The sequence below is a fragment of the Winogradskyella sp. UBA3174 genome (assembly GCF_002364335.1).
Classification (GTDB): domain Bacteria; phylum Bacteroidota; class Bacteroidia; order Flavobacteriales; family Flavobacteriaceae; genus Winogradskyella.
In genome coordinates, this window is sequence record NZ_DEXW01000043.1 from 32071 (window position 1) to 53140 (window position 21070).

The window sequence follows — 21070 nt, forward strand, 5'->3', positions numbered from 1 at the left end:
ATGAATACGATTAACGATGTAAGTATAACTGAAATCCCTAAAGTACACGATGAGCGAGGTGTTTTGGCAGTGATAGAAAAAGACATTATCCCTTTTAATATAAAACGTGTTTACTATTTATACGATGTGCCAAGTGATAGTTTCAGGGGTGGTCATGCACATAAAGATCAGCAATCCGTAGTTATTGCTTTAAGTGGTAGTTTTGACGTTATTGTAGATGATGGTAAGTCGAAAAAGCGAATTATGCTGAACAAGCCAAATCAAGCCCTATATATTCCAACCAATATTTGGCGAGAAATAGACAATTTCTCATCTGGTGCTGTTTGTCTAGTTTTAGCATCTACAACCTATGATGAAAACGAATACATAAGAGATTACAAAGATTTTATTTTATCTGTAAGGTGAGTTGTATAATCGTTTTTTTAGTAAAATAAATTTCAACTTTTTAAGTCCAATTAAAACTGACTTTGGTAGCATTAAAAGAAATTTTAATTTTGAATTTAAGTTTTCAAAATCTATATCTTTTTTAAGTAACTTGTAGTTGGTATAATCACCCAATATTTTAGCTTCTAATGCAGCTGCATATCTATTCTGGTCTAAGTAGTGTTTTAAGGAATTATTGATGCTTTCATCTCCTTTGTGTTTATCCATCATTTTAATTAAATCAGGAATATTTTTAGTCAAAGACAAATGGTTATCCTTAGCATGAATCATTTTATGGGCTGTGACTTTAGCTGAAAATGCAATATCAAAATTTTTACCAATAGAAACCCAAAGGTCTATATCTTCTCCACAACCCAATTCTTTATCAAACATATAACCTTGGTTAATAATAGATTTTGGAATTACAACGGCAGATGTCCATAAAATATTATCAATAATACTTGTGTTAAAATAGTCCGCTACAATCCCAAAAAAGGGAGGTTCTACATTCTTAAATTTTGGTGAAGTCGTATAGCTATTAAAGAATTTCTTTACATACGATGTTGCATAAATCCCACAATCAGGAAACGATTCTATAAGCGATTCTAGTTCACTTAAGTGATTTGGTAGCCATATATCATCTCCATCTGATAATGCAACATAGTTAGCTCTTGCTTTTAGCATTCCGAAATTACGAGCTGCAGAAACACCTTGATTTTTAGTTGGTAATATGGTAATACGTTCGTCTTTGAAACTACGAAGAATTTCGAGACTATTATCAGTACTACCGTCATCTACGATTAGCACTTCAAAGTCAGTAAAATCTTGAGATAAAATACTATCCAAAGTTTGTGCAACAAAATGGGCTTTGTTGTAAACTGAAATTACGACAGAAAAAAAAGGAATCATATGTTGTTAGACATTGTGGTGCAAAGGTAGCCTAATTTATAAAATTGGAGTAATTTTAAATTGGGCTTAGCACCTAAGAGTTGTCTTTTAATTGCTGATTTAGACAGGTTAAAAACCCATGCGATAGGTATAGAAAGCCCCATTGATTTTGTTTTTTTATAAACCTCTAAGAGAGTGTTTTCAGTAGTTAAATCCCTATAATTTTCATTTAGTTGAACAACGGTGTCAACTGCTCTTTCTACTTTATTTAAAAACACAGTATTGGTGTCTAGGCCATTATGAATAACATTATTGTTAATATGAAATACGTTGATGTTATTTAATTTCATTAAGGCACCTAAATAATTATCATAACCATAACCATCATTTTCTATCTGAGAATTTATCTCTAAAAAAATCTGTTTTTTTATTAAGAAATTACCAGATATAATAATTTTATAGGGGTTTTTATTACGTTTTTTAGCCTCTACTTGTTCGTGGTTTTTACCATAATGCCATCGCAAAGAAAACTGCTTTTCCGGTGGAGATAAATTATAAAAATAACCACCATAAATAGTATCATAATTACTATTTAAGTATTTTGAATACGCTTGTAAAAAGGATGAGTTTTTCGGAATAACATCAGCGTCAAGGAATAGTAACCAATCGTATCTTGCCATATTAGCAAGAGATTGACGTGTGGTTATTCTCCCTTTATTTTCTTTGGATATAATATGTTCTGCATGTTTAATTGAGGAAGCTATAGCGCTGTTTTCTTCTACATATTTTGAAGAACCATCTTCATAACATAGGATTTCATATATTAATTTCGACACATCTAACTCAACTTTCAGAGCTTTAAGAAGTGCTGTAATATTATAGTTATATGTTGGGATTAAGATAGATATCACTTTGAAATTTCTAAGTATTTATTCTTGTTTTGTTGCTTTTATAAATGTTTCAGGTTTAAATCCATTATAAGAATTAGCCTCATTTTTAAATTCAACTAATTCCGTTTTAAAGCCTACAGATTGTAAACGTTTGTTTAGGACATCAGCAGAATATATACGTACATGGTCTTCTTGCCCAAAAGCAACCTTCCGATCTTCCTCAGAAATAATACTGTAGTCTTCGTAAATATCACCTTGCTTAAACGGAGTTTGTATAAAAGTGGAGCCACCTGGTGTTAAAATACGATACAACTCTTTCATCGCTTTTATATCATTTTCAATATGCTCTAAAACATGATAACATATAATAGTGTTAAATGTATTATCTACTGCAGAAATAGCTGTTATATCATAATGATAATCAGCTTCAAATTCTCCAGCAAAATCTGATGTGCAATAGTCTATAGATTTTATGTCTTTTAGTTTTGAAGAAAAGCGTTTTGGTGGAGAAAAGTGAAGTACTTTTCCGTTTAATGGTAACTCAGTAAGTGTTTGATATAAACGTCTCGTTCTAGATAAACTTCCGCAATTAGGACATAATAAGTCGCCATTAGCACGAGTCACAAAATGCTTTAGTTTATAATCACAAATATTACATTGTGCCTTATTACCAGTATATTTTGAGGCTATTATTCTTCTGAGAAAATGTTCGTTTTTTTGTAGAAATTTTTCAGGAATAATGCCTTTGGCTAATTTTTTTAAAGTTGTGTACACGTTAATTAGTTTTTTCGTTGTACAACTTCAAATACCTTATTCTCATCACATTTAAGCGTTTTGCTTGGATATTTTAAAAGCAAAGCATAATCGTGTGTAGCCATTAAAATAGTGTTACCATTTTTATTAATGTCTTGTAAGACTTCCATAACCTCAATACTTGTTTGCGGATCTAGATTTCCTGTAGGCTCATCTGCAAGAATAAGTTCTGGGTCATTAAGTAAGGCTCTAGCTATGGCGATGCGCTGTTGTTCTCCTCCAGAAAGTTCATGTGGATATTTAAAGCCTTTAGTTTTCATGGCAACTTTATCAAGTACTTTTTCGATCCGTTCTTTAATCTCGCTTTTTTCTTTCCAGCCAGTTGCTTTTAGTACAAATTCTAAATTTCCATTAATCGTACGATCTGGTAATAACTTAAAATCTTGAAAAACAATACCCAATTTTCGTCTTAAAAATGGAATGTCTTTTTCTTTGAGTGTTCTTAAGTCGTAATCTACAATAGAACCTTCGCCTTCAGTCAATTCTAGATCTCCGTAGAGAGTCTTCATAAAACTACTCTTTCCACTTCCTGTTTTACCAATGAGATATACAAACTCACCCTTTTGTATTTCTACATTAACATTAGAAAGTACCATACTATCACCTTGGTAAATGTTAGCATCTTTAAGTTTTAAAATTGAGTCAGACATATTTTAGCGTAGTAATTTTAAGCGTTATTAGGTTTGTATATACCAAAGATATGGTCACTTGGGTGTTTTTTCAAATAATTATCTTCATATTCAAATAAACGGTTTAGAATCTCTGCCTTTTCATCATTTAATTCAATAAAATGATGCGCAATATCTTTTAATGCTAAAGTTAAGATGTTGCCTCCATAACCAACCTCATAAACCGTAGAGTAATGCTTATGTAATGTTGGCATTATACTAGCTGAGTCGATACATTCAGAAGGATCTGCTAAAATCATTCGAGCTAAACCTGGTCCATAGACTTTGTTTTTGTATAAGTTAAGTTTATAACGTTTGCGATAGGGTTTTGGTATGCCTTTAAGCGCTTTGTTAATTGCTTTTAATTGGTGTTTAGGAAATTGTAGTCTTGTTGGACCAACATATTCATTAATAATTAAAAGCCCATCTGGTTTTAATAGTTGTTTAATATGGGTTCCTAAAAGAGATTCTATAGACTTAAAATGATGCAACGACGCTTTAAAGTAGACAATATCATAGGTTTCTTTTAAAGATGCTAAGTCATTGGCATCTTGTATTTCAAAGCGTATGTTATTTAAACCTTTTTCTTTAGCAATTTGCTTCGCTTTATTTAGACGCTTATCTGCAATATCTGTGCAAAGTATATCTTTAAAATTTGGATGTTTAGCAAAAGCCAATTCAGATGAACAGTCTCCACTTCCAAGAGATAACATTCTAATATGTTGTTGGTCATTTAAAAAACGCTTAACTGTAAAGTCTTCAATGTTAGTGATGCTTGTTCTTGTAATTAGTTTGTGCCAGCGTTCAGTAACTTTTGGTATTATCCACCAATTAGCAGCAGATATATTAGAATGATTGAAAGCCGTTTTTGCACGCGCTATGTCATTAAGGTTAAATTTAGAAGTAATAAAATTTAAACCACGTTGCTGTAACTTGGTATAGGTTTCTATAAAGTCATCTAACGTTATAATACGCTTCATATATATGTTCTTTCGATAGCGTAAAAATATTATTTAAATAGAGGTTATACTTTAAAATTAGATATTATTTATACAATCAATTTTAACATTTAGTACCTGTGTTTATAATTATAGAGAATTTCTATCGTTATAGGTTTTGTATTGAATTATATTTGAATCATCAATAATAAAACGAAACTAATGCTAGTACTAAAGAAACAATTCATCATCGTTTTTCTTATGTTTTCATTACTTGGTATTGCTCAGAAATCAGCAGTTTACACCAGTGATTTACAAGACTATCAGAAAGCATTAACCTTATACAATAACAAGCAGTATAAAGCAGCGCAGTCGTTATTTGACGATATTAAATATAACACGGAAGATGTTACAATTAAGTCAGATTGCGCCTATTATATCGCTAATTGTGCAGTACGTTTAAATCAGAATAATGCAGATGATTTAATCGCTGATTTTGTAGAAGATTATCCTACAAGCACCAAACGAAATACAGCCTATTTAGATGTTGCCGACTATTATTTTGAAAATGGTAAATATAGTTACGCGCGCAAATGGTATCAGAAAGTTGATGAGCTGAGTATAGCACGTTCTGAACGCGATCGCTATAATTTTAATTATGGGTACAGTTTGTATTCTACAAAAAGTGAAAAGCAAGCTACTAAATACTTAAACCGTGTTCTAAGTTCTAAGGAATACGGTTCGCAAGCCAAATACTATATTGGTTTTATGGCTTATGAGGGTGATGATTACGATAAAGCTAATGAGTATTTTGAACAAGTTAGCGATAACGAAAAGTATAAAGAGAAGTTATCGTATTACCAGGCTGATTTAAATTTTAAACTAGGAAAATTTGAAAAGGCTATAGAGCTCGCAGAAGAACAGTTGCCAAAGGCTAGAGGAGTTGAAGAATCTGAACTCTCTAAAATCATTGGTGAGAGTTATTTTAACCTTCAGAAATATGCAGAAGCTATTCCTTATCTAAAAGCTTACAAAGGAAAGAAAGGGAAGTGGAATAACACTGATTACTATCAATTGGGTTATGCGCATTACAAGCAAAACGGTTTTGAAGCTGCCATTTCTGAATTCAATAAAATTATAGATGGTAATAATTCTGTGGCACAAAATGCCTATTATCATTTGGGAGAAAGCTATATCAATTTAGATAAAAAACAAGAAGCTTTAAATGCGTTTAGGAATGCGTCTCAGATGGATTACGATTTGAAAATTCAAGAAGATGCATGGCTAAATTATGCTAAGATTAGTTATGAAATTGGTAATCCGTACCAATCTGTACCACAAGTATTGGCTGGTTATTTAGATAAATATCCTGAAACAAGTTACAGAGAAGAGGTAGAAACCTTATTAATAGATTCTTATATTACGTCTAAAAATTATAAAGAAGCTTTAGTGCTTTTAGAAGGAAAGAACAGTTTTGAAAATAAAGTAGCCTATCAGAAAGTTGCTTTTTTTAGAGGAGTTGAATTGTATAATGAAACGAAGTATAACGATGCTTTAGATTTGTTTAACAGTTCCCTTAAAGAACCAAGAGACCCTATTTTTGTAGCTAAGGCAACGTTTTGGAAAGCAGAAACTGAATATAATTTATCAAATTATAATGATGCTTTAATTGGCTTTAAGCAGTTTAATGGGTTGTCAGAAGCTTCAAGTTTACCAGAGAATGAGAATCTAAATTATAATTTAGCTTACACTTATTTTAAGTTGAAAGATTATGCAAGTGCCTCAACTTATTTTGAAAAATTTATAGACAAGAATTCGGATGATAGATTGCGTAGAAATGACGCATATTTAAGATTAGCAGATGGTTTTTTTGTGTCTAGCAACTATCAAAGTGCTATAAATGCTTATAATAAAGCAATTCAACTCAATGAAATTGAAACCGACTATGCAGCATTTCAAAGAGCAATGAGTCAAGGGTATTTGGGGAAAGGTTCAGCTAAAATATCAGAACTAAATACATTTATTGAAGGTTATCCTAAATCGGCTTTGCGAGACGATGCAATGTATGAGTTGGCAAACTTGTATGTAAAGTCTAATGATACAGATAAAGCAATGCAGATGTACGACCGATTAAATTCCGAACACAGTCGCAGTGCATTCACATCTAAATCACTCTTGCGCCAAGGTTTGGTGTATTACAATGGTAATGATAATGAGCGTGCTTTAACTAAATTTAAAAAAGTAGCTAAAGATTTTCCAGGTTCTGGTGAAGCTGTACAATCCGTCTCTACAGCACGTTTAATTTATATAGATTTAGGTCGTGTAGACGATTATGCGGCTTGGGTAAGAACATTAGATTATGTTGAGGTTACAGATGTAGAATTAGATAACACAACGTATTTAGCAGCAGAGAAACCCTATTTAGATAACGATACAGACAAAGCTATCCGTCAGTTTAATAAATATCTCAATCAATTCCCAAATGGTATTCATGCTTTAAAATCGCATTTCTATTTGGCACAGATGTATTATAAAAAAGACTTATTTGATAATGCGCAACCGCATTATAAATATGTTGTAGATGGGTCTAAAAGTGAATATACAGAACAGGCAACAGTTAAGTTGTGTGAGATTTATTTAACCAATTCAAATTGGTCTAAAGCCATACCAGCTTTAGAAAAGCTAGAAGCTGAAGCTGATTATCCTCAAAATGTATTGTATGCAGAATCTAATTTAATGAATGCTTTTTATCAAACGGAAGATTATAATAAAGCAGAAGGGTATGCTGAGAAAGTTTTAGCCAATTCAAACTTAGACAATAAGGTGAAAAGTGATGCACAATTAATTATTGCACGTTCAGCGATTAAAACAGGAAATGAAACCAAAGCAAAATCCGCTTATGCTGTTGTTGAGAAAATAGCAACTGGCAGTTTGGCAGCAGAAGCCTTATTCTACAATGCTTATTTTAAAAATAAAGATGGCAAATACAAAGCTTCAAATAGTACGATTCAGAAATTAGCAAAAGATTATAGCAGTTATAAATACTACAGTGCAAAAGGACTCGTTGTTATGGCAAAGAATTTTTATGCTTTGGGTGACGCGTTTCAAGCCACATATATTCTAGAAAGTGTTATTTCCAATTTCCCAGGTTTTGATGATGTTGTAACAGAAGCTAAAACAGAATTAAATAAAATTAAAGCTGAAGAAGCTAAAACAAATTCATCAATCGAAACTGACGATAACTAGAATCTCTTTAAAAAAAGAATCTAATAAATTGTCTAAATATTTTTAATCAAAATATTACTTATGAAAATCAAATTTCTAATTTTTATAATCACCATATCAAGTTCTTTCTTTTTTGTGAATGCACAAGAGCGCACAAAAGATACTATCGATGACCAAGTGGTAAATGTTATAAAACCATATACTCCTATAATTTCAGATGCCTTTAAAATAAAGGATACACCAAAATTGTCTGATTCTAATTCGGCTAAGAAGAAGGCAGTTAAGTATAATATCTTTTCAATACCTGTGGCATCAACATTTACGCCTGCAAAAGGAAAAGCAGCTACTGTAGATAAAGCAAAAACGGTTAAATTATATGACAACTATGCGTCATTAGGCTTTGGTAGTTATACAACAATTTTAGGTGAAGTTTATCTCAACCATGAGTTAAGTAGTAATGAAAATGTAGGTGGTTATTTTAGTCATCATTCTTCTGCTGGTGGAATTGAAGGTTTATTGCTAGATGACGATTTTACAAAAACAAGCTTAAATGCACATTACTCTCAAAAGCTAAGAGATTTTTCATGGAAAGTAGATGCAGGTTTCGATTTGCAAACTTATAACTGGTATGGGCTTCCTCAAAATTTCTTTGGACAAGCAGAGGCAGATATGATCGATCCTGGTCATTCTTTTACTAGTTTTAATGTAGGTGGGAAGCTAAGGTTTGAAGATGCTATAATAAAAGACGGTAGTGTTAGATTTAGACGTTTCGGAGACAACCAAGATTCTGGAGAAAACAGATTTATAGCAAAGGCTAATTTTGATATTCCTATCCGAGATGAGTCCATAAATACTGAAATTTTAATTGATTATATAGGTGGCAGTTTTGATAAAAATTTTAATGATGTAGGTGAAATTAATTACGGCAATGTCATCTTCGGTTTGGCACCTAGCTATCAATTAAAACAAGATGACTTAACAGTAGATTTAGGCTTAAAGTTAGTCTACCTTAATGATACCGAGTTAGGCGATAATAAATTTTTTATCTATCCTAATATAGAAGCATCTTACCGTTTAGTAGATGAAATTTTAATTGCTTATGGTGGTGTTAAGGGAGATTTAATTCAGAATTCATATTATGATTTTGTTAATGAAAATCCATTTGTATCTCCAACATTATTTATTGCTCCAACAGATCAAACTTATAGAGGATTTTTAGGATTAAAGGGAAAGCTTTCTAATAATGTAAGTTATAACGTTAAAGGAAATTACTACGCTGAACAAGGTAAAGCATTATTTAAAGCTAATGATGCGCAAACTTTTGCAACAGAAGATTATCAATTCGGTAATTCATTTGGTGTGGTTTACGATGATGTTACTACGTTTTCAGTAGCAGGTGAGTTAAACATAGATATTAATAGGAATTTTACTTTAGGAATTAAAGGAGAGTATTTTAATTACTCAACAGATACGCAGGCAGAAGCTTGGAATTTACCAGATGTTACAGGTTCTGTATTTTTAGATTTTCAAATTTCAGAGAAATGGTATGCTGGTGCTAGTGCCTTTTATGTTGGTGAACGTAAAGATCAGCAATTGTTAGTTGGTGCTTTGGTTTTTCCAGATCCAACACCTATAACGTTAGATAGTTATTTTGATGCTAATGCGCATCTGGGTTACAAAATAAATGATAAAATTTCTGCTTTTGCTAAGGTTAATAATATAGCCAACCAAGATTATGATCGGTTTTTAAACTTCCAAGTACAAGGTATTCAGTTTTTAGCAGGTGCTACGTATCAGTTTGATTTTTAATTCCTGCGAAAGCAGGAATCTCTTTTCTCTTTTTTTATTTAATGCGGAATCAATTTGAGATTCTGAATCAAGTTGAGGATAACAAATTTTATGACAGTTTAGCCAAATAATCAAAATGCGCACCATCCATAACTTTCTCGCATTGTAAACCGACAGTTAAACAAGCGGTTTTTAAAGTTTCAAAATCGAGGTAGAGCCACTTCATTGGTATTTCTTTTTCGCCTTTGTAGCTGAGGTAATAATCGAGTTCACCAGAATAACCACTATTAATATCTAACCACATACCACCATCGTCATCTTGGTACATGTATGAAATATCTGAAGAGTCAATTAGTAGTTGTCCATTAGGTTTTAAAAGTGACTTTAAATGCTTCAAATAGTTAGAAACCTGAGTTAATTCTTGAAAAATCCCTGTGCCATTCATTAAAAGTAAAATAGTGTCAAAGGTTTCGGTCTCTTCTAAAAGGGGTTTTAATTCAACATTTAAGACACCACGTTTTTTGGAAACTTCAACAGCTCCTTTAGAACTATCTATAGCTTTTACCTTAAAGCCTTTTTCTTGTAACCAAAGCGAGTGATTACCTGCGCCACAACCAACATCTAAAATAGATTCTTTAGCTAATTGCAATGCTTTTTGCTCAAGCTTTGGCATTTCATCATACCCTCTAAATAAATAGGGAAGTGGTAAGGTGTCTTCATCCGAAATATTGGTAGCAGTGATGAGGTCTTCAGAATAATGTCCTGATTGGTAATCTAATAATGCTTTCCCGAAAAGGTCTTTCATGTTTTGATATTAATTGAGTAGTAACCTAATACAATTTTTATTAATTTTACTTTATGCAAAATCAAATTAATAATATTTCAAAGCTCGCCAAAGATAAGCATAAGGAAAACAAAAGCTTTTTTACTAAACTTAAAAAAAAGCCACCAAAGCAATTAGATTATTTAATGCAAGAGTTGCATGAAGAAGAATTTAAGCGCACAGATTGTTTAGAGTGTGCAAACTGCTGTAAAACGACTGGGCCTTTGTTTACAGATAAAGATATTCAGCGGATTGCAAAGCATTTTAAAATGAAAGCGCAGCAGTTTATAGAAACGTATTTGCATTTAGATGAAGAAAATGATTATGTACTAAAATCTGTGCCGTGCACGTTTTTAGGTAATGATAATTATTGTTCTATTTACGATGTACGACCAAAGGCTTGTAGTGAGTTTCCGCATACAAATAGAAAGAAGTTTCAGCAAATTTCTAATTTAACCATGAAGAATGTAGCTATTTGTCCTGCAGCTTATAATATTGTTGAAGAAATGAAAAAGAGAATTCAATTGTAATTATGCTATGTTCGGAATAATTTTTGATACTAAATTATATAAAAAAACAGTTATGAAAAACGTCATGCTTGTTCTATTTACATTGTTGATTTCAGTTGTGAGTTATGCTCAGGAGTGGATGACTTCATTACCTATTGCTCAAGATTTGGCTTTGGTTCAAAATAAAATGGTACTTATGGTATGGCAAGAAACTACAAAATATCCGTATCCAGTATCTGTAAATGACGATAAGGGTAATACCATAATTATTAAAAATTTATTTGAAAATGAATATATAAGTCCTCTCATTTGGAAACATTTTGTGCCTGTTATTGTAAGTGAAGATAGGTATGGTGAAATGTATGACAAAATAAAAGGAAGACGACCAGTTAATTATATCGATAAATTTAATGATGATTCTATTAAAATTATGGATGTAAATGGTAATATTTTAAATAGGTCAATAGTTTATACAAATTTTATTAATATAACAGAGCTTATTGAGAATTATGCTTTAAATACAGTGTTAGTTACACCAGAGTTAACAGGTTATAGAAAGGAAAAGAATTTTTATTCGGCATTTTATTTGGCTTCAAAATATATGGATTTAGCGCTTTATTCTAGATCTAAAGTAAGATCTAAAGTAATTGGTTTAGGTAATATTTATATAAACGAGGCTAAGGGTTTTCTAAAAGATGAAAAAGAAGAAGACTTGCCTAAGTTAAGTCAGAGATTAGAATTGTTAGAACTACACCAATATTTAATTTATAATAAACCAAAAAAGGTGATTAGGCAACTAAAGCGCATGGAAAAAGACTCTATTATAGATGTTAATAGGCCTTATATTAATTTTTTGTATTTCACTGCATATGCATTACTAAAAGATAGGGAGAACATGAATGCATTTAAATCTAAAGTTTCTTCTGTAAATTTGAATAAAGCACAATGGATTATTAATCTTAATGATTAAGAAAAGTTAGCTTATGAAAAAAGTAATTTTATTTTCAATGATAATGACGGCTGTAAGTTGTTCTTTTGATGATGAGAATGTTATACCTAGATTTATTATATGGTCAATGGTATAGCGTAGATTTATGTCAAGAACAAAAATAGTTTGTTACTTAATTCATAATAATACTTATGAGGTCAATGGTAATAACATTATTACCATTTTTGGAGAATACGAACATTAGATATGGAAACAATTATTAATTATTTTGAAACCATTCCTTCATCACACAGAAGTTTAATTCTTGTTGGTGGACTTACATTTTTTTTGCTCTTAGAAAGTGGTTTACCTTTATTTAAGTTTAAGTATATAAAATGGAAGCACGCTTTACCTAATTTGTTTTTTACACTAACTACGATAGTTATCAATTTTACATTGGCTTTTTTACTTTTAGGTACTGCAGATTGGGTAAATGTAAATAATTTTGGTGTTATAAATTGGTTGCCAACAATGCCTTTATGGCTCTATGCTTTATTGGGTGTGCTGTTATTAGATTTCTTTGGTGCCTATTTAGCGCATTATGTAGAGCATAAAGTAAAACCACTTTGGATGGTGCATTTGGTCCATCACACAGATCATAATGTAGATACCACAACAGCAAATAGACATCATCCTATCGAGAGTTTAATAAGATTTTCGTTTACACTTCTTGGTGTATTTGTTATAGGTACACCAATAGCATTGGTAATGTTATACCAAGCCATATCATTAATATTTACACAATTCACACACGCGAATATTAAAATGCCAAAAGGCTTAGATAAAGCTTTAAGTTATTTTATTGTATCACCAGATATGCATAAAATTCATCACCATTACAGATTACCCTATACAGATTCTAATTTCGGAAACATATTTAGTATTTGGGATCGTATGTTTGGGACTTATATGTATATGAATCGTGAGGATTTGGTTTATGGTGTTGATGTTTTTCCAGATGAAGAAAAGAATAGTAGCATTAAAGAATTACTTAAGCAACCTTTTCAGAATTATGAAAAACCAACATTTTCTTCTAATATTGAAAGTTAGACTTATTGTTTTATTAGCTATAATATTAATGAGTTAATACAAATGTACACCATTAGGCTTTTTAGGCCACAGAGGTTTACTGCTATAAATTATCAGTCCCTATTTTAAACTCTTAACGTCAGAGATTATTAATAATTACCATGATGACGGTTTTAAAATTATTACATGGATGGTGAATCTGAACAAAATATGAGACGTTTGTTGCGTTGGGCAATAGAAGGCATTATTACAGACTACTCAGGTAAATTAAATAAATCAGAAGAAATTAAGTTTTCAACAATCTTATTAACAATTAAGTCGTTCCTCTAATTTTTATGTAGTTGATAGGTTTTCTTATTTGATTCAGTCAAATCCACTTATGTTTATTTCGGATTAATTAATTACTGTTGCGGAAATAACTAAACGTTTAACCTAATAATAACCGCTACATTGAAAAATTTGTTACGTATTTGCCTAGTAGTTATTCTTGTATTTTTATTGAGTTTTACACTCAACGCACAAGAGCATTATGCAAAACTCGAAAAGAATAGAAATATTCAAGCTAAAGGCTTAATTCACGAGCTAAATAAAACACGCGATACACTTACACTTAGAAGCGATAAAAAAATCAACTACCTCTATTCTATCAATCAAGAATATGGAAGAGAATTTGATTTTTATATAGATACTACCTATTATAGGCTTCCACTTAACAAGCTAACTAAAGGTAAACATGTATTAGTTGCTGTTCAATCACCTAAACGTATAATCTTTGTGGTTAGGGTTTTAAAAGATATTCCAAAAGAAAAGCCAGCAGAAGTAGCAAAAGAAGAAATTGTAGCAATAGAAACGGTTAAAGTGGTTGCTATAGGGAATAATTAATCATAAATCAAATACCCTTTACGCATTTTTTTATAAGCATCTAAACCGTCTTGCCAACTTTCTCTAATTTCTGCTTCACTAAGTCCAGATTCAATTTGTTGCTGTAATTTCGTGGTTCCTGCATGTTTAGTAAAGTTAGCGGTATTAAAAACCTTAGACTTATCAGTGGCATTATTATAAGCATCCATTATGTACTTTAGCGTAAAACGTCTATCTGCTTTTATCGAAGATAAATCAACACCATAGCAAACTTCATCCTTATGTTTTGGATACTTAGCACCAAAGTTTGCAACAGGAGTATAACTAAATTGATAGTGATTCTTATCTAAAAATGGTGCGCCATAGCGTTGAAACTGAAATTCAGTACCTCTACCAGCATTAATGTTTGTGCCTTCAAGCAAACCTAAACTAGGATATAATATTATAGCTTTGTCGTTTGGTAAATTTGGAGAAGGTCTTATAGGTAAGCTATAAGTACTATCATGATTATAGTTTCTCATTTCAACAATAGTAATGTTACAAGTCATACCATTGTTTAACCAAGCTTCACCATTAATCATTTTTGCATATTCACCAATTGTCATTCCATGGACTAGAGGAATAGAATGCATGCCTAAAAAACTACTATATTCTTTTTCTAAAACAGGACCATCAATATAAGAGCCATTTGGGTTTGGACGATCTAAAATTAAAAGGGGTATATTATTTTCTGCACAAGCTTCCATTACATAGTGTAATGTAGAAATGTATGTGTAAAACCGTATACCAACATCTTGTATGTCAAAAATCATTATATCTAAACCTTTAAGCTTTGCATTGGTGGGTTTTTTATGTTTTCCATGCAGTGATAAAATAGGTAAATCTGTTTTGGTGTCTTTCCCATCTTTAACAAGTTCTCCTGCATCAGCATTACCTCTAAAACCATGCTCTGGAGAAAATACTTTTTTGATATCTATATCTAGATTTAAGAGTGAATCTACTAAATGCGTATATGAAACTTCGTTTTTAGACGTCTCTGAAACGACAGCAATCTCTTTAAAAATCACAGAAGTCTGATTCGCTACAACACCAACGCGCTTTCCTTGCAATAATGATAAATACTGTTCCGTTCTGTTTGCACCAACAATAATTGATTTGTAATACTGAACTTTATTAAAGATCTCATTAGAAGACTGCTTTTCAAGCTTCGAGCTTAAAACTTCCTGCTTCACCTGATTCCCACAAGAAATCGCTATTAAGACAAATAATAAAACTGTATTTTTGAAAACTTTAAAACGCATATATAGGTTTGAATTTTGAGTTGTTTATAGCTAAACGCATTATTGGCAATAAAGCGTATAAAAGTAGTGTTTCAGCACCAATAATTAAAATTGGTATTGCTGCAATTGCTATTGGTGTTATTGTAATGCTTATCGCAATTGCTACTGGTTTAGGCCTGCAACAAAAAATTAGAGATAAAGTTGTTGCATTTAATGGTCACATAGAAATTACCAACTACGACAATAATGCATCAGACGAATCTCTAGTTCCAATTTCTACCAATCAAGATTTTTATCCAAAATTTAATAACGTTGAGGGAGTTAAACATATTCAAGGTGTTGCCACTAAGTTTGCTATAATTCGTACAGAAACAGATTTTGAAGGTGTAGTTATAAAAGGTGTTGGAGCTGATTTTAATTGGGAGTATTTTGAAGAATTTTTAATAGATGGCCGTTTGCCTGATTTTACCCAACAACGCAACGAAGAAATTTTAATTTCTAAGTATTTGGCTAATCGCTTAGGGTTTAAGGTTGGTGAAAAATTTCAGACCTTGTTCAGTGAAAATTTGAATAAATTACCACGACAACTTAACTATGAAATTGTAGGTGTTTACAATTCAGGTTTTCAAGAATTAGACGAGAAATTTTGTTTAGCAGATTTAAGGCATATTCAGCGTCTCAATAAATGGCAAGCAGACCAAGTTGGTAGTTTTGAACTTTTTATTAATGATTTTAGAGCTTTGCCCGAAACTTATGCAGCTGTCTATAAAGAAATCCCATCAGAGTTAGATGCCACTCCAATAGATGAAAAATATAGTGCTATTTTTGAGTGGATTAAGATTTTTGATAATAATACCTATGGTATTATTGCCATTATGATTCTTGTTGCTGGCATTAATATGATTACCGCATTATTAGTTCTTATTTTGGAAAGAACCACTATGATTGGCGTTTTAAAAGCACTTGGAAGCTCTAATTGGACGATAAGAAAAGTCTTTCTATACAACGCCTCTTATCTTATCGGATTAGGTTTGTTTTGGGGAAACCTTATAGGATTAGGATTACTGTTTACTCAGAAGTATCTCAAGTTATTTCCACTCAATCCAGATACCTACTATGTTACAGAAGCACCTGTTTATATTAGTTTAGATTATATATTAGTATTAAACATAGGTACTTTTATAGCGTGTCTACTTATGTTGTTGATTCCTTCAGTAATTATTTCAAAAATTTCACCAGTTAAAGCGATTAGGTTTGATTAAGCTTAGAGCTTTTAATAAACATAACTAACTTTTAAGTTTCAATTCTTTACAATTCACTTAAATTTGCAGCGAAAACAATACTATGAAACTAGCCTAAAAAAGGCTTAGTAATTAGGGGAATGTTTTAAAGGCGAACATATTTCACCTTTAAAAATAATAATAAATTGAAATGAACTATTCAGAAAATATATTAGGTACAATAGGGAACACACCAATGGTTAAAATGAACAAATTAGTGGAAGACTTACCTTGTTTAGTATTGGCTAAATACGAAACATTTAATCCAGGGAATTCTGTTAAAGATCGTATGGCATTGCAAATGATAGAAGATGCAGAAGCAGATGGTCGTCTAAAACCAGGAGGAACTATTATTGAAGGTACCTCTGGTAATACTGGTATGGGATTAGCTTTAGTTGCAGTGATAAAAGGTTATAAATGTATTTTTGTAATGGCAGATAAGCAATCTCAAGAAAAGGTAGATATTATGCGTGCTGTAGGTGCAGAAGTTATTGTTTGCCCAACAGCAGTAGAGCCAGACGATCCTCGTAGTTATTATTCTGTATCTAAGCGTTTAGGTGAAGAAACTCCAAATTCTTGGTATGTAAATCAGTACGATAACCCTAGTAATTGCAAGGCACATTTTCAAAGTACAGGACCAGAAATTTGGGAACAGACTGATGGTAAAGTAACACATTTTGTTGTTGGAGTAGGAACTGGTGGCACTATCTCTGGTGTAGGGAGCTATTTGAAAATGAAAAATCCTAACGTTAAAATTTGGGGAGTAGATACTTATGGTTCAGTATTTAAAAAATACCATGAAACAGGTGAGTTTGATGAGAATGAAATATATCCATACGTAACCGAAGGTATCGGTGAAGATATTTTACCTCTAAACGTAAATTTTGGTGTTATTGATGGTTTTACTAAAGTAACCGATAAAGATGCAGCGGTTTATACCCAAAGGCTGGCCAAAGAAGAGGCTATGTTTTTAGGTAATTCTGCAGGTGCTGCAATTAAAGGAGTTTTACAGTTAAAAGAGCATTTTAAACCAGAAGATGTTGTAGTAGTTTTATTTCACGATCATGGTAGTCGTTATGTAGGTAAAATGTTTAACGACGAATGGATGAAAGAAATGGGTTATATAGATTAATCTCTTTTGTACTGTTTCGGTGTTACACCATATTTTGCCTTAAATGCTTGTATAAAGCTTGATAGGGTTTTATAACCAACCTCATTATATACATCTGAAACTCTCTGTTTTTTTTGCAACAATAAATAGGCAGAATGCTCTAATCGTCTATCCAAAAACCATTTACTTGGTGACTCACTAAAGTGATTACTGAACGCTCTTTTAAAAGAAGAAATACTCATAAACGATAGAAAAGAGAGTTCTTTTAAACTTAACTTATTAAGTTTGTTTCTTTCTACGACACTTATAAATTTGTTTGTAATAGTAGCATTATCCATAAAGAATGAGGACATATATTCAGCACCTTTAGTGTTTATTAAATAAAGTATTAACTCTTCAAATTTAACTTGTAACATCTTTTTTTGTGTACCCATAGTTAACTTACTAATCTCTAATAGACTTTTTACTATAGCATTGGTATAGTTATCATAATCAATAGGTGTAACTGAGTGTGATTGTTCTTTTTTCTTTTTAAAAATGTTATGTTTTTTCATGAATTGTGAAATAGCTTCATCAGAAAAAAATAAAAGTATACTACGGTAATTCGCTTCGGAGGAAGATAGTTTTTCTGTCATTAGGCAGTGGTCTTTTTTAATGATTAAAAAACTCGAATTTTCGATATGAATAGGCGTATTTTCTGAAGTGACTTCTTTAGCGCCTTCAACTAAAAAACTTATTACATTTTGAGTTAAGCTAATTTTCTGCTTAGTAGACGATTTGCTTGTATTATAAGCGAACACCTGAATATCTAAGTTGTCATCTAGATTTAATGATTTAGGTAAGTAGTTAATATCCATTACCTAATAATTAATACGGAATCGAGTAAGTTATAAAAGTATAAAAAAGCATAAACTTAAAATACCTACGCTTTAATTTACTATTAAATGTGTGCCATTATTTATCTTTCTTGCGCTGGTAATAATTGATAATGCTAGCTTTTGCTAATGTGTTATTCCATAAATTATAGCCTACAATAGCTGCATTTGTATCTGCATTTAGACCCAGTTTGTCTGTCTTTAGTGCATAAATAGTTATTATGTATTGATGTAAACTATGTCCTTTTGGTGGACAAGGACCACCATAGCCTTTAGAGCCATAATCTGTGATACTTTGTATAGCTCCCTCTGGTGTTAAGTTAAGGTTTATGTTGCCAGCATTTGCAACTAATTGTGTCGCTGTTGTTGGAATGTCAAATAAGACCCAATGCCACCAACCACTGCCTGTTGGTGCATCTGGATCATACATAGTAATAGCATAGCTTTTTGTGCCTTCTGGTGCATTAGCCCAAGATAGCTGTGGTGATTGATTGTCACCCGTACAGCCAAATCCGTTAAATTCTGTTATTTTGGTTGCTTCACCACCAAGGTCTGAGCTCTTTAGTGTAAAGGTGTTTTGTGCCGTTATTAAAGTTGATGTTAATAAAAATACTAATAAAGTAATTTGTAGTTTTTTTATGATTTATAGATTTATATTCTATGCAAATTTATGTCTAATCTTTGCCTAAAAGTGTCTTCTTTGGCTCAAAAAGTGTCGAAAAGAGATCAAGTTCATTCTGTTATTTAGCAAGCCCTCTTTGCAATTAGGTCAATCAATTGTTTACCTTCGCCAAAAAGTAAGATACCTCTAATAATGACTGATATAAAAGTAAATAAGCCTGTGCCATTTTTGTCTACAGAAAAAATGGCGATTTATAATCGAGCAGAAGATATTAAAAGTATTATAAAAGTTTTAGAGGCTGGTAATCCTGTACTCATAACAGAATTTTATAATAATGGTTCCGTATTACTTAAAGAATTACAACGCCATCTTAATAAAAAATTACCCAATGATACTTTTAAGGAGCAGCGCGCATATCGTGCAGCTTACCATAAGCTTTCTAATCTTATTATTATAGAGATTGAAGCATACCAGCTAGTTGTAAAGAAATCTCCAAACATAGGTTGGTTTTCAAAATTATATCCTGATACCAGTGATTTTTTATTGACATTTCCGCAAGTTCAAGGCTTAAATAGTGCTTGGCAATGGTATGAAAACGGTATTGCTATTCCTGTATTGCGAAACAAAATTCATCCCTATTATGGTGTTTACTTCCCTACACGTTTTGAGCATTTAGAACTTTTTGATAATTGGATAAAACGTTATGAGGGTGCTAAAAAGAATGCTATAGATGTTGGTTTTGGTAGCGGTATATTGGCATTGCAAATGGTTAAATATGGCTTTCAAAAAGTATTTGGAACAGATACAAACCCGAACGCTATTATTGGTTTAACAGAATCTATGGGTGACACAAAGATTTCTCGAAAAATTGAATTAGATTTTGGTTCACTCTTCGGAAAGTGGAATAAACCAACTGAGTTAATCGTTTTCAATCCGCCTTGGTTACCAGAAACACGTCACTCAGAAAACTTAGACGAAGCTATTTATTACAACAAAAATTTATTTCCTGCTTTTTTTGAAGCAGCAAAAGAAATGCTTTTACCAGAGGGTAAGTTAGTACTCATCTTCTCTAATTTAGCTCAAATTACAGGTCTATCTAAGACGAATCCAATAGAGGAAGAATTAGCTGAAGGAGGGCGTTTTCAATTAGAACGTTGTTATAAGAAAAGTGTTAAGCGCGCTTCGGAAAAAACAAAACGCGATTTGCATTGGCGTACAACAGAAGAAGTAGAGCTTTGGATTTTAACACATTAATAGCTGTTTTTTCTTATTGTTACAGGGTAAATTTCTTTTAAATAAAGCAATTATTTATTGTATTAGTTTTTTAGCCTCGCTCAAAGCAGGTGTTTATCTCTTAAAGTTATTAGGTGATACTAACGAGATAATCACTAAAAGTTAATCAAAACTTAGTGTCTAAAAAAGGTGAAATATAATATGTGCTTCACCTTTAATTTAAAATTACCGATAATTTTATTTTTAGTACAGCTTCAATGGGGTTTCAATATGTTCACCAATCTGAGGTAAAACGCTTGTTATAGAACTTGCATAGTTAACATCTTTAGAATAACTATGTTTGTTGGGTAGCCATTAATGTCAGTTAAAGAAAATGAGGATGCTTCTGTGTCTTTTACGTCAGATTTGTTTAATTGTTCTGACATCATTTCCTTCTCTTCTTCTGAAGATTTTCTTAGCTGTATTTAGCTGTTGCCTTTATCTTTAGTTTTTGGTTTAGCATCCACTCAATACTATTCATTAATTTGCTAAACTTCTCGATGTTTATTGTTTTTCCGTCAACACCTTTAATTATAGTTTTTTTATTTATTTCTAAATTTTGCCCAGCAATAGTTTGTGCAGAGATAGCTATTAACAATACGATTAGTAGAAGTAATTTTTTTAATATAAATGGTGTTTACTAATTAATCTTTTCCAAATATGAAATAAAATAGTAGAAACTACTAATTATTAAAGTTAACGAGTATTAATGACATATTTGTGTGATTAAAATAAATATATTATTAACATAGGTTAATTTTTAAAGCTTTAAACACGTTATTTCAAC

At 31.6% G+C, this 21070-nt stretch carries 21 protein-coding genes; 11 read left to right on the plus strand and 10 right to left on the minus strand.

Annotated elements, in window-relative coordinates:
- The gene (locus tag B2U95_RS07175) at nucleotides 1-405 is read left to right on the plus strand and encodes a sugar 3,4-ketoisomerase (protein WP_296314231.1); all 405 of its coding nucleotides are present in this window, start codon (nucleotides 1-3) and stop codon (nucleotides 403-405) included.
- Here the strand turns inward: B2U95_RS07175 and B2U95_RS07180 are convergent.
- From B2U95_RS07180 to B2U95_RS07200, 5 genes are read right to left on the minus strand one after another with little or no spacing between them, the layout of a single operon-like run.
- Nucleotides 391-1332 carry a glycosyltransferase family 2 protein gene (locus B2U95_RS07180; RefSeq protein WP_296314235.1) on the minus strand — a complete coding sequence of 314 codons (942 nt, stop codon included), beginning with the start codon at nucleotides 1330-1332 and terminating at the stop codon, nucleotides 391-393. The two genes, B2U95_RS07175 and B2U95_RS07180, sit on opposite strands and share 15 nt — an antisense overlap.
- On the minus strand, nucleotides 1329-2222 hold the full coding sequence (locus B2U95_RS07185; RefSeq protein WP_296314240.1) for a glycosyltransferase family 2 protein: 894 nt from the start codon (nucleotides 2220-2222) through the stop codon (nucleotides 1329-1331). Before B2U95_RS07185 ends, B2U95_RS07180 begins: the two co-directional genes overlap by 4 nt.
- Nucleotides 2223-2240: 18 nt before the next feature.
- Complete coding sequence (locus tag B2U95_RS07190; protein WP_296314243.1) at nucleotides 2241-2975, minus strand: class I SAM-dependent methyltransferase; 735 nt, start codon at nucleotides 2973-2975, stop codon at nucleotides 2241-2243.
- Between the two features lie 5 nt (nucleotides 2976-2980).
- A complete protein-coding gene (locus tag B2U95_RS07195) occupies nucleotides 2981-3664 on the minus strand; it encodes a cell division ATP-binding protein FtsE (protein ID WP_296314246.1) in 684 nt (227 codons plus the stop codon).
- Between the two features lie 17 nt (nucleotides 3665-3681).
- Nucleotides 3682-4662, minus strand: a complete 981-nt coding sequence (locus B2U95_RS07200; RefSeq protein WP_296314250.1) for a class I SAM-dependent methyltransferase — start codon at nucleotides 4660-4662, stop codon at nucleotides 3682-3684.
- A gap of 180 nt (nucleotides 4663-4842) precedes the next feature.
- Between B2U95_RS07200 and B2U95_RS07205 the strand changes: the two genes are divergently transcribed.
- Both B2U95_RS07205 and B2U95_RS07210 read left to right on the plus strand, forming a co-directional pair.
- Nucleotides 4843-7866 (plus strand): tetratricopeptide repeat protein, encoded by a 3024-nt coding sequence (locus tag B2U95_RS07205; RefSeq protein WP_296314253.1) that lies wholly within the window; start codon nucleotides 4843-4845, stop codon nucleotides 7864-7866.
- 60 nt (nucleotides 7867-7926) lie between these two features.
- Nucleotides 7927-9654, plus strand: a complete 1728-nt coding sequence (locus B2U95_RS07210; protein WP_296314256.1) for a TonB-dependent receptor — start codon at nucleotides 7927-7929, stop codon at nucleotides 9652-9654.
- Nucleotides 9655-9742: 88 nt separating this feature from the next.
- Here the strand turns inward: B2U95_RS07210 and B2U95_RS07215 are convergent, their stop codons facing one another.
- Nucleotides 9743-10438, minus strand: coding sequence for a class I SAM-dependent methyltransferase (locus B2U95_RS07215; protein ID WP_296314260.1), 696 nt, complete (start codon nucleotides 10436-10438; stop codon nucleotides 9743-9745).
- 53 nt (nucleotides 10439-10491) lie between these two features.
- Between B2U95_RS07215 and B2U95_RS07220 the strand changes: the two genes are divergently transcribed.
- The 5 genes from B2U95_RS07220 to B2U95_RS07240 all read left to right on the plus strand — a co-directional run bounded on the left by B2U95_RS07220 (nucleotide 10492) and on the right by B2U95_RS07240 (nucleotide 13864).
- Nucleotides 10492-10986 (plus strand): YkgJ family cysteine cluster protein, encoded by a 495-nt coding sequence (locus B2U95_RS07220; RefSeq protein ID WP_296314262.1) that lies wholly within the window; start codon nucleotides 10492-10494, stop codon nucleotides 10984-10986.
- A gap of 52 nt (nucleotides 10987-11038) precedes the next feature.
- Nucleotides 11039-11935 (plus strand): hypothetical protein, encoded by an 897-nt coding sequence (locus B2U95_RS07225; protein ID WP_296314265.1) that lies wholly within the window; start codon nucleotides 11039-11041, stop codon nucleotides 11933-11935.
- Nucleotides 11936-12160: 225 nt separating this feature from the next.
- Nucleotides 12161-13003 carry a sterol desaturase family protein gene (locus B2U95_RS07230; protein WP_296314268.1) on the plus strand — a complete coding sequence of 281 codons (843 nt, stop codon included), beginning with the start codon at nucleotides 12161-12163 and terminating at the stop codon, nucleotides 13001-13003.
- 165 nt (nucleotides 13004-13168) lie between these two features.
- A complete protein-coding gene (locus tag B2U95_RS07235) occupies nucleotides 13169-13312 on the plus strand; it encodes a hypothetical protein (RefSeq protein WP_296314272.1) in 144 nt (47 codons plus the stop codon).
- A 120-nt stretch (nucleotides 13313-13432) separates the two neighbouring features.
- Nucleotides 13433-13864, plus strand: a complete 432-nt coding sequence (locus B2U95_RS07240) for a hypothetical protein (RefSeq protein ID WP_296314276.1) — start codon at nucleotides 13433-13435, stop codon at nucleotides 13862-13864.
- Here B2U95_RS07240 and B2U95_RS07245 read toward each other — a convergent pair.
- The gene (locus tag B2U95_RS07245) at nucleotides 13861-15144 is read right to left on the minus strand and encodes an exo-beta-N-acetylmuramidase NamZ family protein (RefSeq protein ID WP_296314279.1); all 1284 of its coding nucleotides are present in this window, start codon (nucleotides 15142-15144) and stop codon (nucleotides 13861-13863) included. The genes B2U95_RS07240 and B2U95_RS07245 overlap by 4 nt on opposite strands.
- Nucleotides 15145-15152: 8 nt before the next feature.
- On the opposite strand from B2U95_RS07245, the gene B2U95_RS07250 reads away from it, so the two are divergent.
- Complete coding sequence (locus B2U95_RS07250; RefSeq protein ID WP_296314281.1) at nucleotides 15153-16385, plus strand: ABC transporter permease; 1233 nt, start codon at nucleotides 15153-15155, stop codon at nucleotides 16383-16385.
- Nucleotides 16386-16554: 169 nt separating this feature from the next.
- Entirely contained in the window at nucleotides 16555-17535 is a 981-nt protein-coding gene (locus tag B2U95_RS07255; protein ID WP_296314283.1) for a PLP-dependent cysteine synthase family protein, read from the plus strand.
- On the opposite strand, the gene B2U95_RS07260 is transcribed toward B2U95_RS07255, so the two are convergent.
- Nucleotides 17532-18371, minus strand: a complete 840-nt coding sequence (locus B2U95_RS07260; protein WP_296314285.1) for a helix-turn-helix domain-containing protein — start codon at nucleotides 18369-18371, stop codon at nucleotides 17532-17534. The genes B2U95_RS07255 and B2U95_RS07260 overlap by 4 nt on opposite strands.
- A gap of 97 nt (nucleotides 18372-18468) precedes the next feature.
- Nucleotides 18469-19029: a YbhB/YbcL family Raf kinase inhibitor-like protein gene (locus tag B2U95_RS07265; protein WP_296314510.1), complete on the minus strand. Its 561-nt coding sequence runs from the start codon at nucleotides 19027-19029 to the stop codon at nucleotides 18469-18471.
- Nucleotides 19030-19203: 174 nt separating this feature from the next.
- Between B2U95_RS07265 and B2U95_RS07270 the strand changes: the two genes are divergently transcribed.
- Nucleotides 19204-20265: a methyltransferase gene (locus B2U95_RS07270; RefSeq protein ID WP_339614605.1), complete on the plus strand. Its 1062-nt coding sequence runs from the start codon at nucleotides 19204-19206 to the stop codon at nucleotides 20263-20265.
- A 278-nt stretch (nucleotides 20266-20543) separates the two neighbouring features.
- On the opposite strand, the gene B2U95_RS07275 is transcribed toward B2U95_RS07270, so the two are convergent.
- Nucleotides 20544-20672, minus strand: a complete 129-nt coding sequence (locus B2U95_RS07275; protein WP_296314287.1) for a hypothetical protein — start codon at nucleotides 20670-20672, stop codon at nucleotides 20544-20546.
- Between the last annotated feature and the right edge of the window lie 398 nt (nucleotides 20673-21070).

Coding starts and splice junctions, on each gene's coding strand:
- B2U95_RS07260 (WP_296314285.1), bottom strand. CDS start 18,371: ATGGATATTAACTACTTACCTAAATCATTAAATCTAGATGACAACTTA.
- B2U95_RS07215 (WP_296314260.1), bottom strand. CDS start 10,438: ATGAAAGACCTTTTCGGGAAAGCATTATTAGATTACCAATCAGGACAT.
- B2U95_RS07245 (WP_296314279.1), bottom strand. CDS start 15,144: ATGCGTTTTAAAGTTTTCAAAAATACAGTTTTATTATTTGTCTTAATA.
- B2U95_RS07205 (WP_296314253.1), top strand. CDS start 4,843: ATGCTAGTACTAAAGAAACAATTCATCATCGTTTTTCTTATGTTTTCA.
- B2U95_RS07235 (WP_296314272.1), top strand. CDS start 13,169: ATGGATGGTGAATCTGAACAAAATATGAGACGTTTGTTGCGTTGGGCA.
- B2U95_RS07270 (WP_339614605.1), top strand. CDS start 19,204: ATGACTGATATAAAAGTAAATAAGCCTGTGCCATTTTTGTCTACAGAA.
- B2U95_RS07220 (WP_296314262.1), top strand. CDS start 10,492: ATGCAAAATCAAATTAATAATATTTCAAAGCTCGCCAAAGATAAGCAT.
- B2U95_RS07195 (WP_296314246.1), bottom strand. CDS start 3,664: ATGTCTGACTCAATTTTAAAACTTAAAGATGCTAACATTTACCAAGGT.
- B2U95_RS07225 (WP_296314265.1), top strand. CDS start 11,039: ATGAAAAACGTCATGCTTGTTCTATTTACATTGTTGATTTCAGTTGTG.
- B2U95_RS07255 (WP_296314283.1), top strand. CDS start 16,555: ATGAACTATTCAGAAAATATATTAGGTACAATAGGGAACACACCAATG.
- B2U95_RS07230 (WP_296314268.1), top strand. CDS start 12,161: ATGGAAACAATTATTAATTATTTTGAAACCATTCCTTCATCACACAGA.
- B2U95_RS07210 (WP_296314256.1), top strand. CDS start 7,927: ATGAAAATCAAATTTCTAATTTTTATAATCACCATATCAAGTTCTTTC.
- B2U95_RS07180 (WP_296314235.1), bottom strand. CDS start 1,332: ATGATTCCTTTTTTTTCTGTCGTAATTTCAGTTTACAACAAAGCCCAT.
- B2U95_RS07200 (WP_296314250.1), bottom strand. CDS start 4,662: ATGAAGCGTATTATAACGTTAGATGACTTTATAGAAACCTATACCAAG.
- B2U95_RS07175 (WP_296314231.1), top strand. CDS start 1: ATGAATACGATTAACGATGTAAGTATAACTGAAATCCCTAAAGTACAC.
- B2U95_RS07275 (WP_296314287.1), bottom strand. CDS start 20,672: ATGATGTCAGAACAATTAAACAAATCTGACGTAAAAGACACAGAAGCA.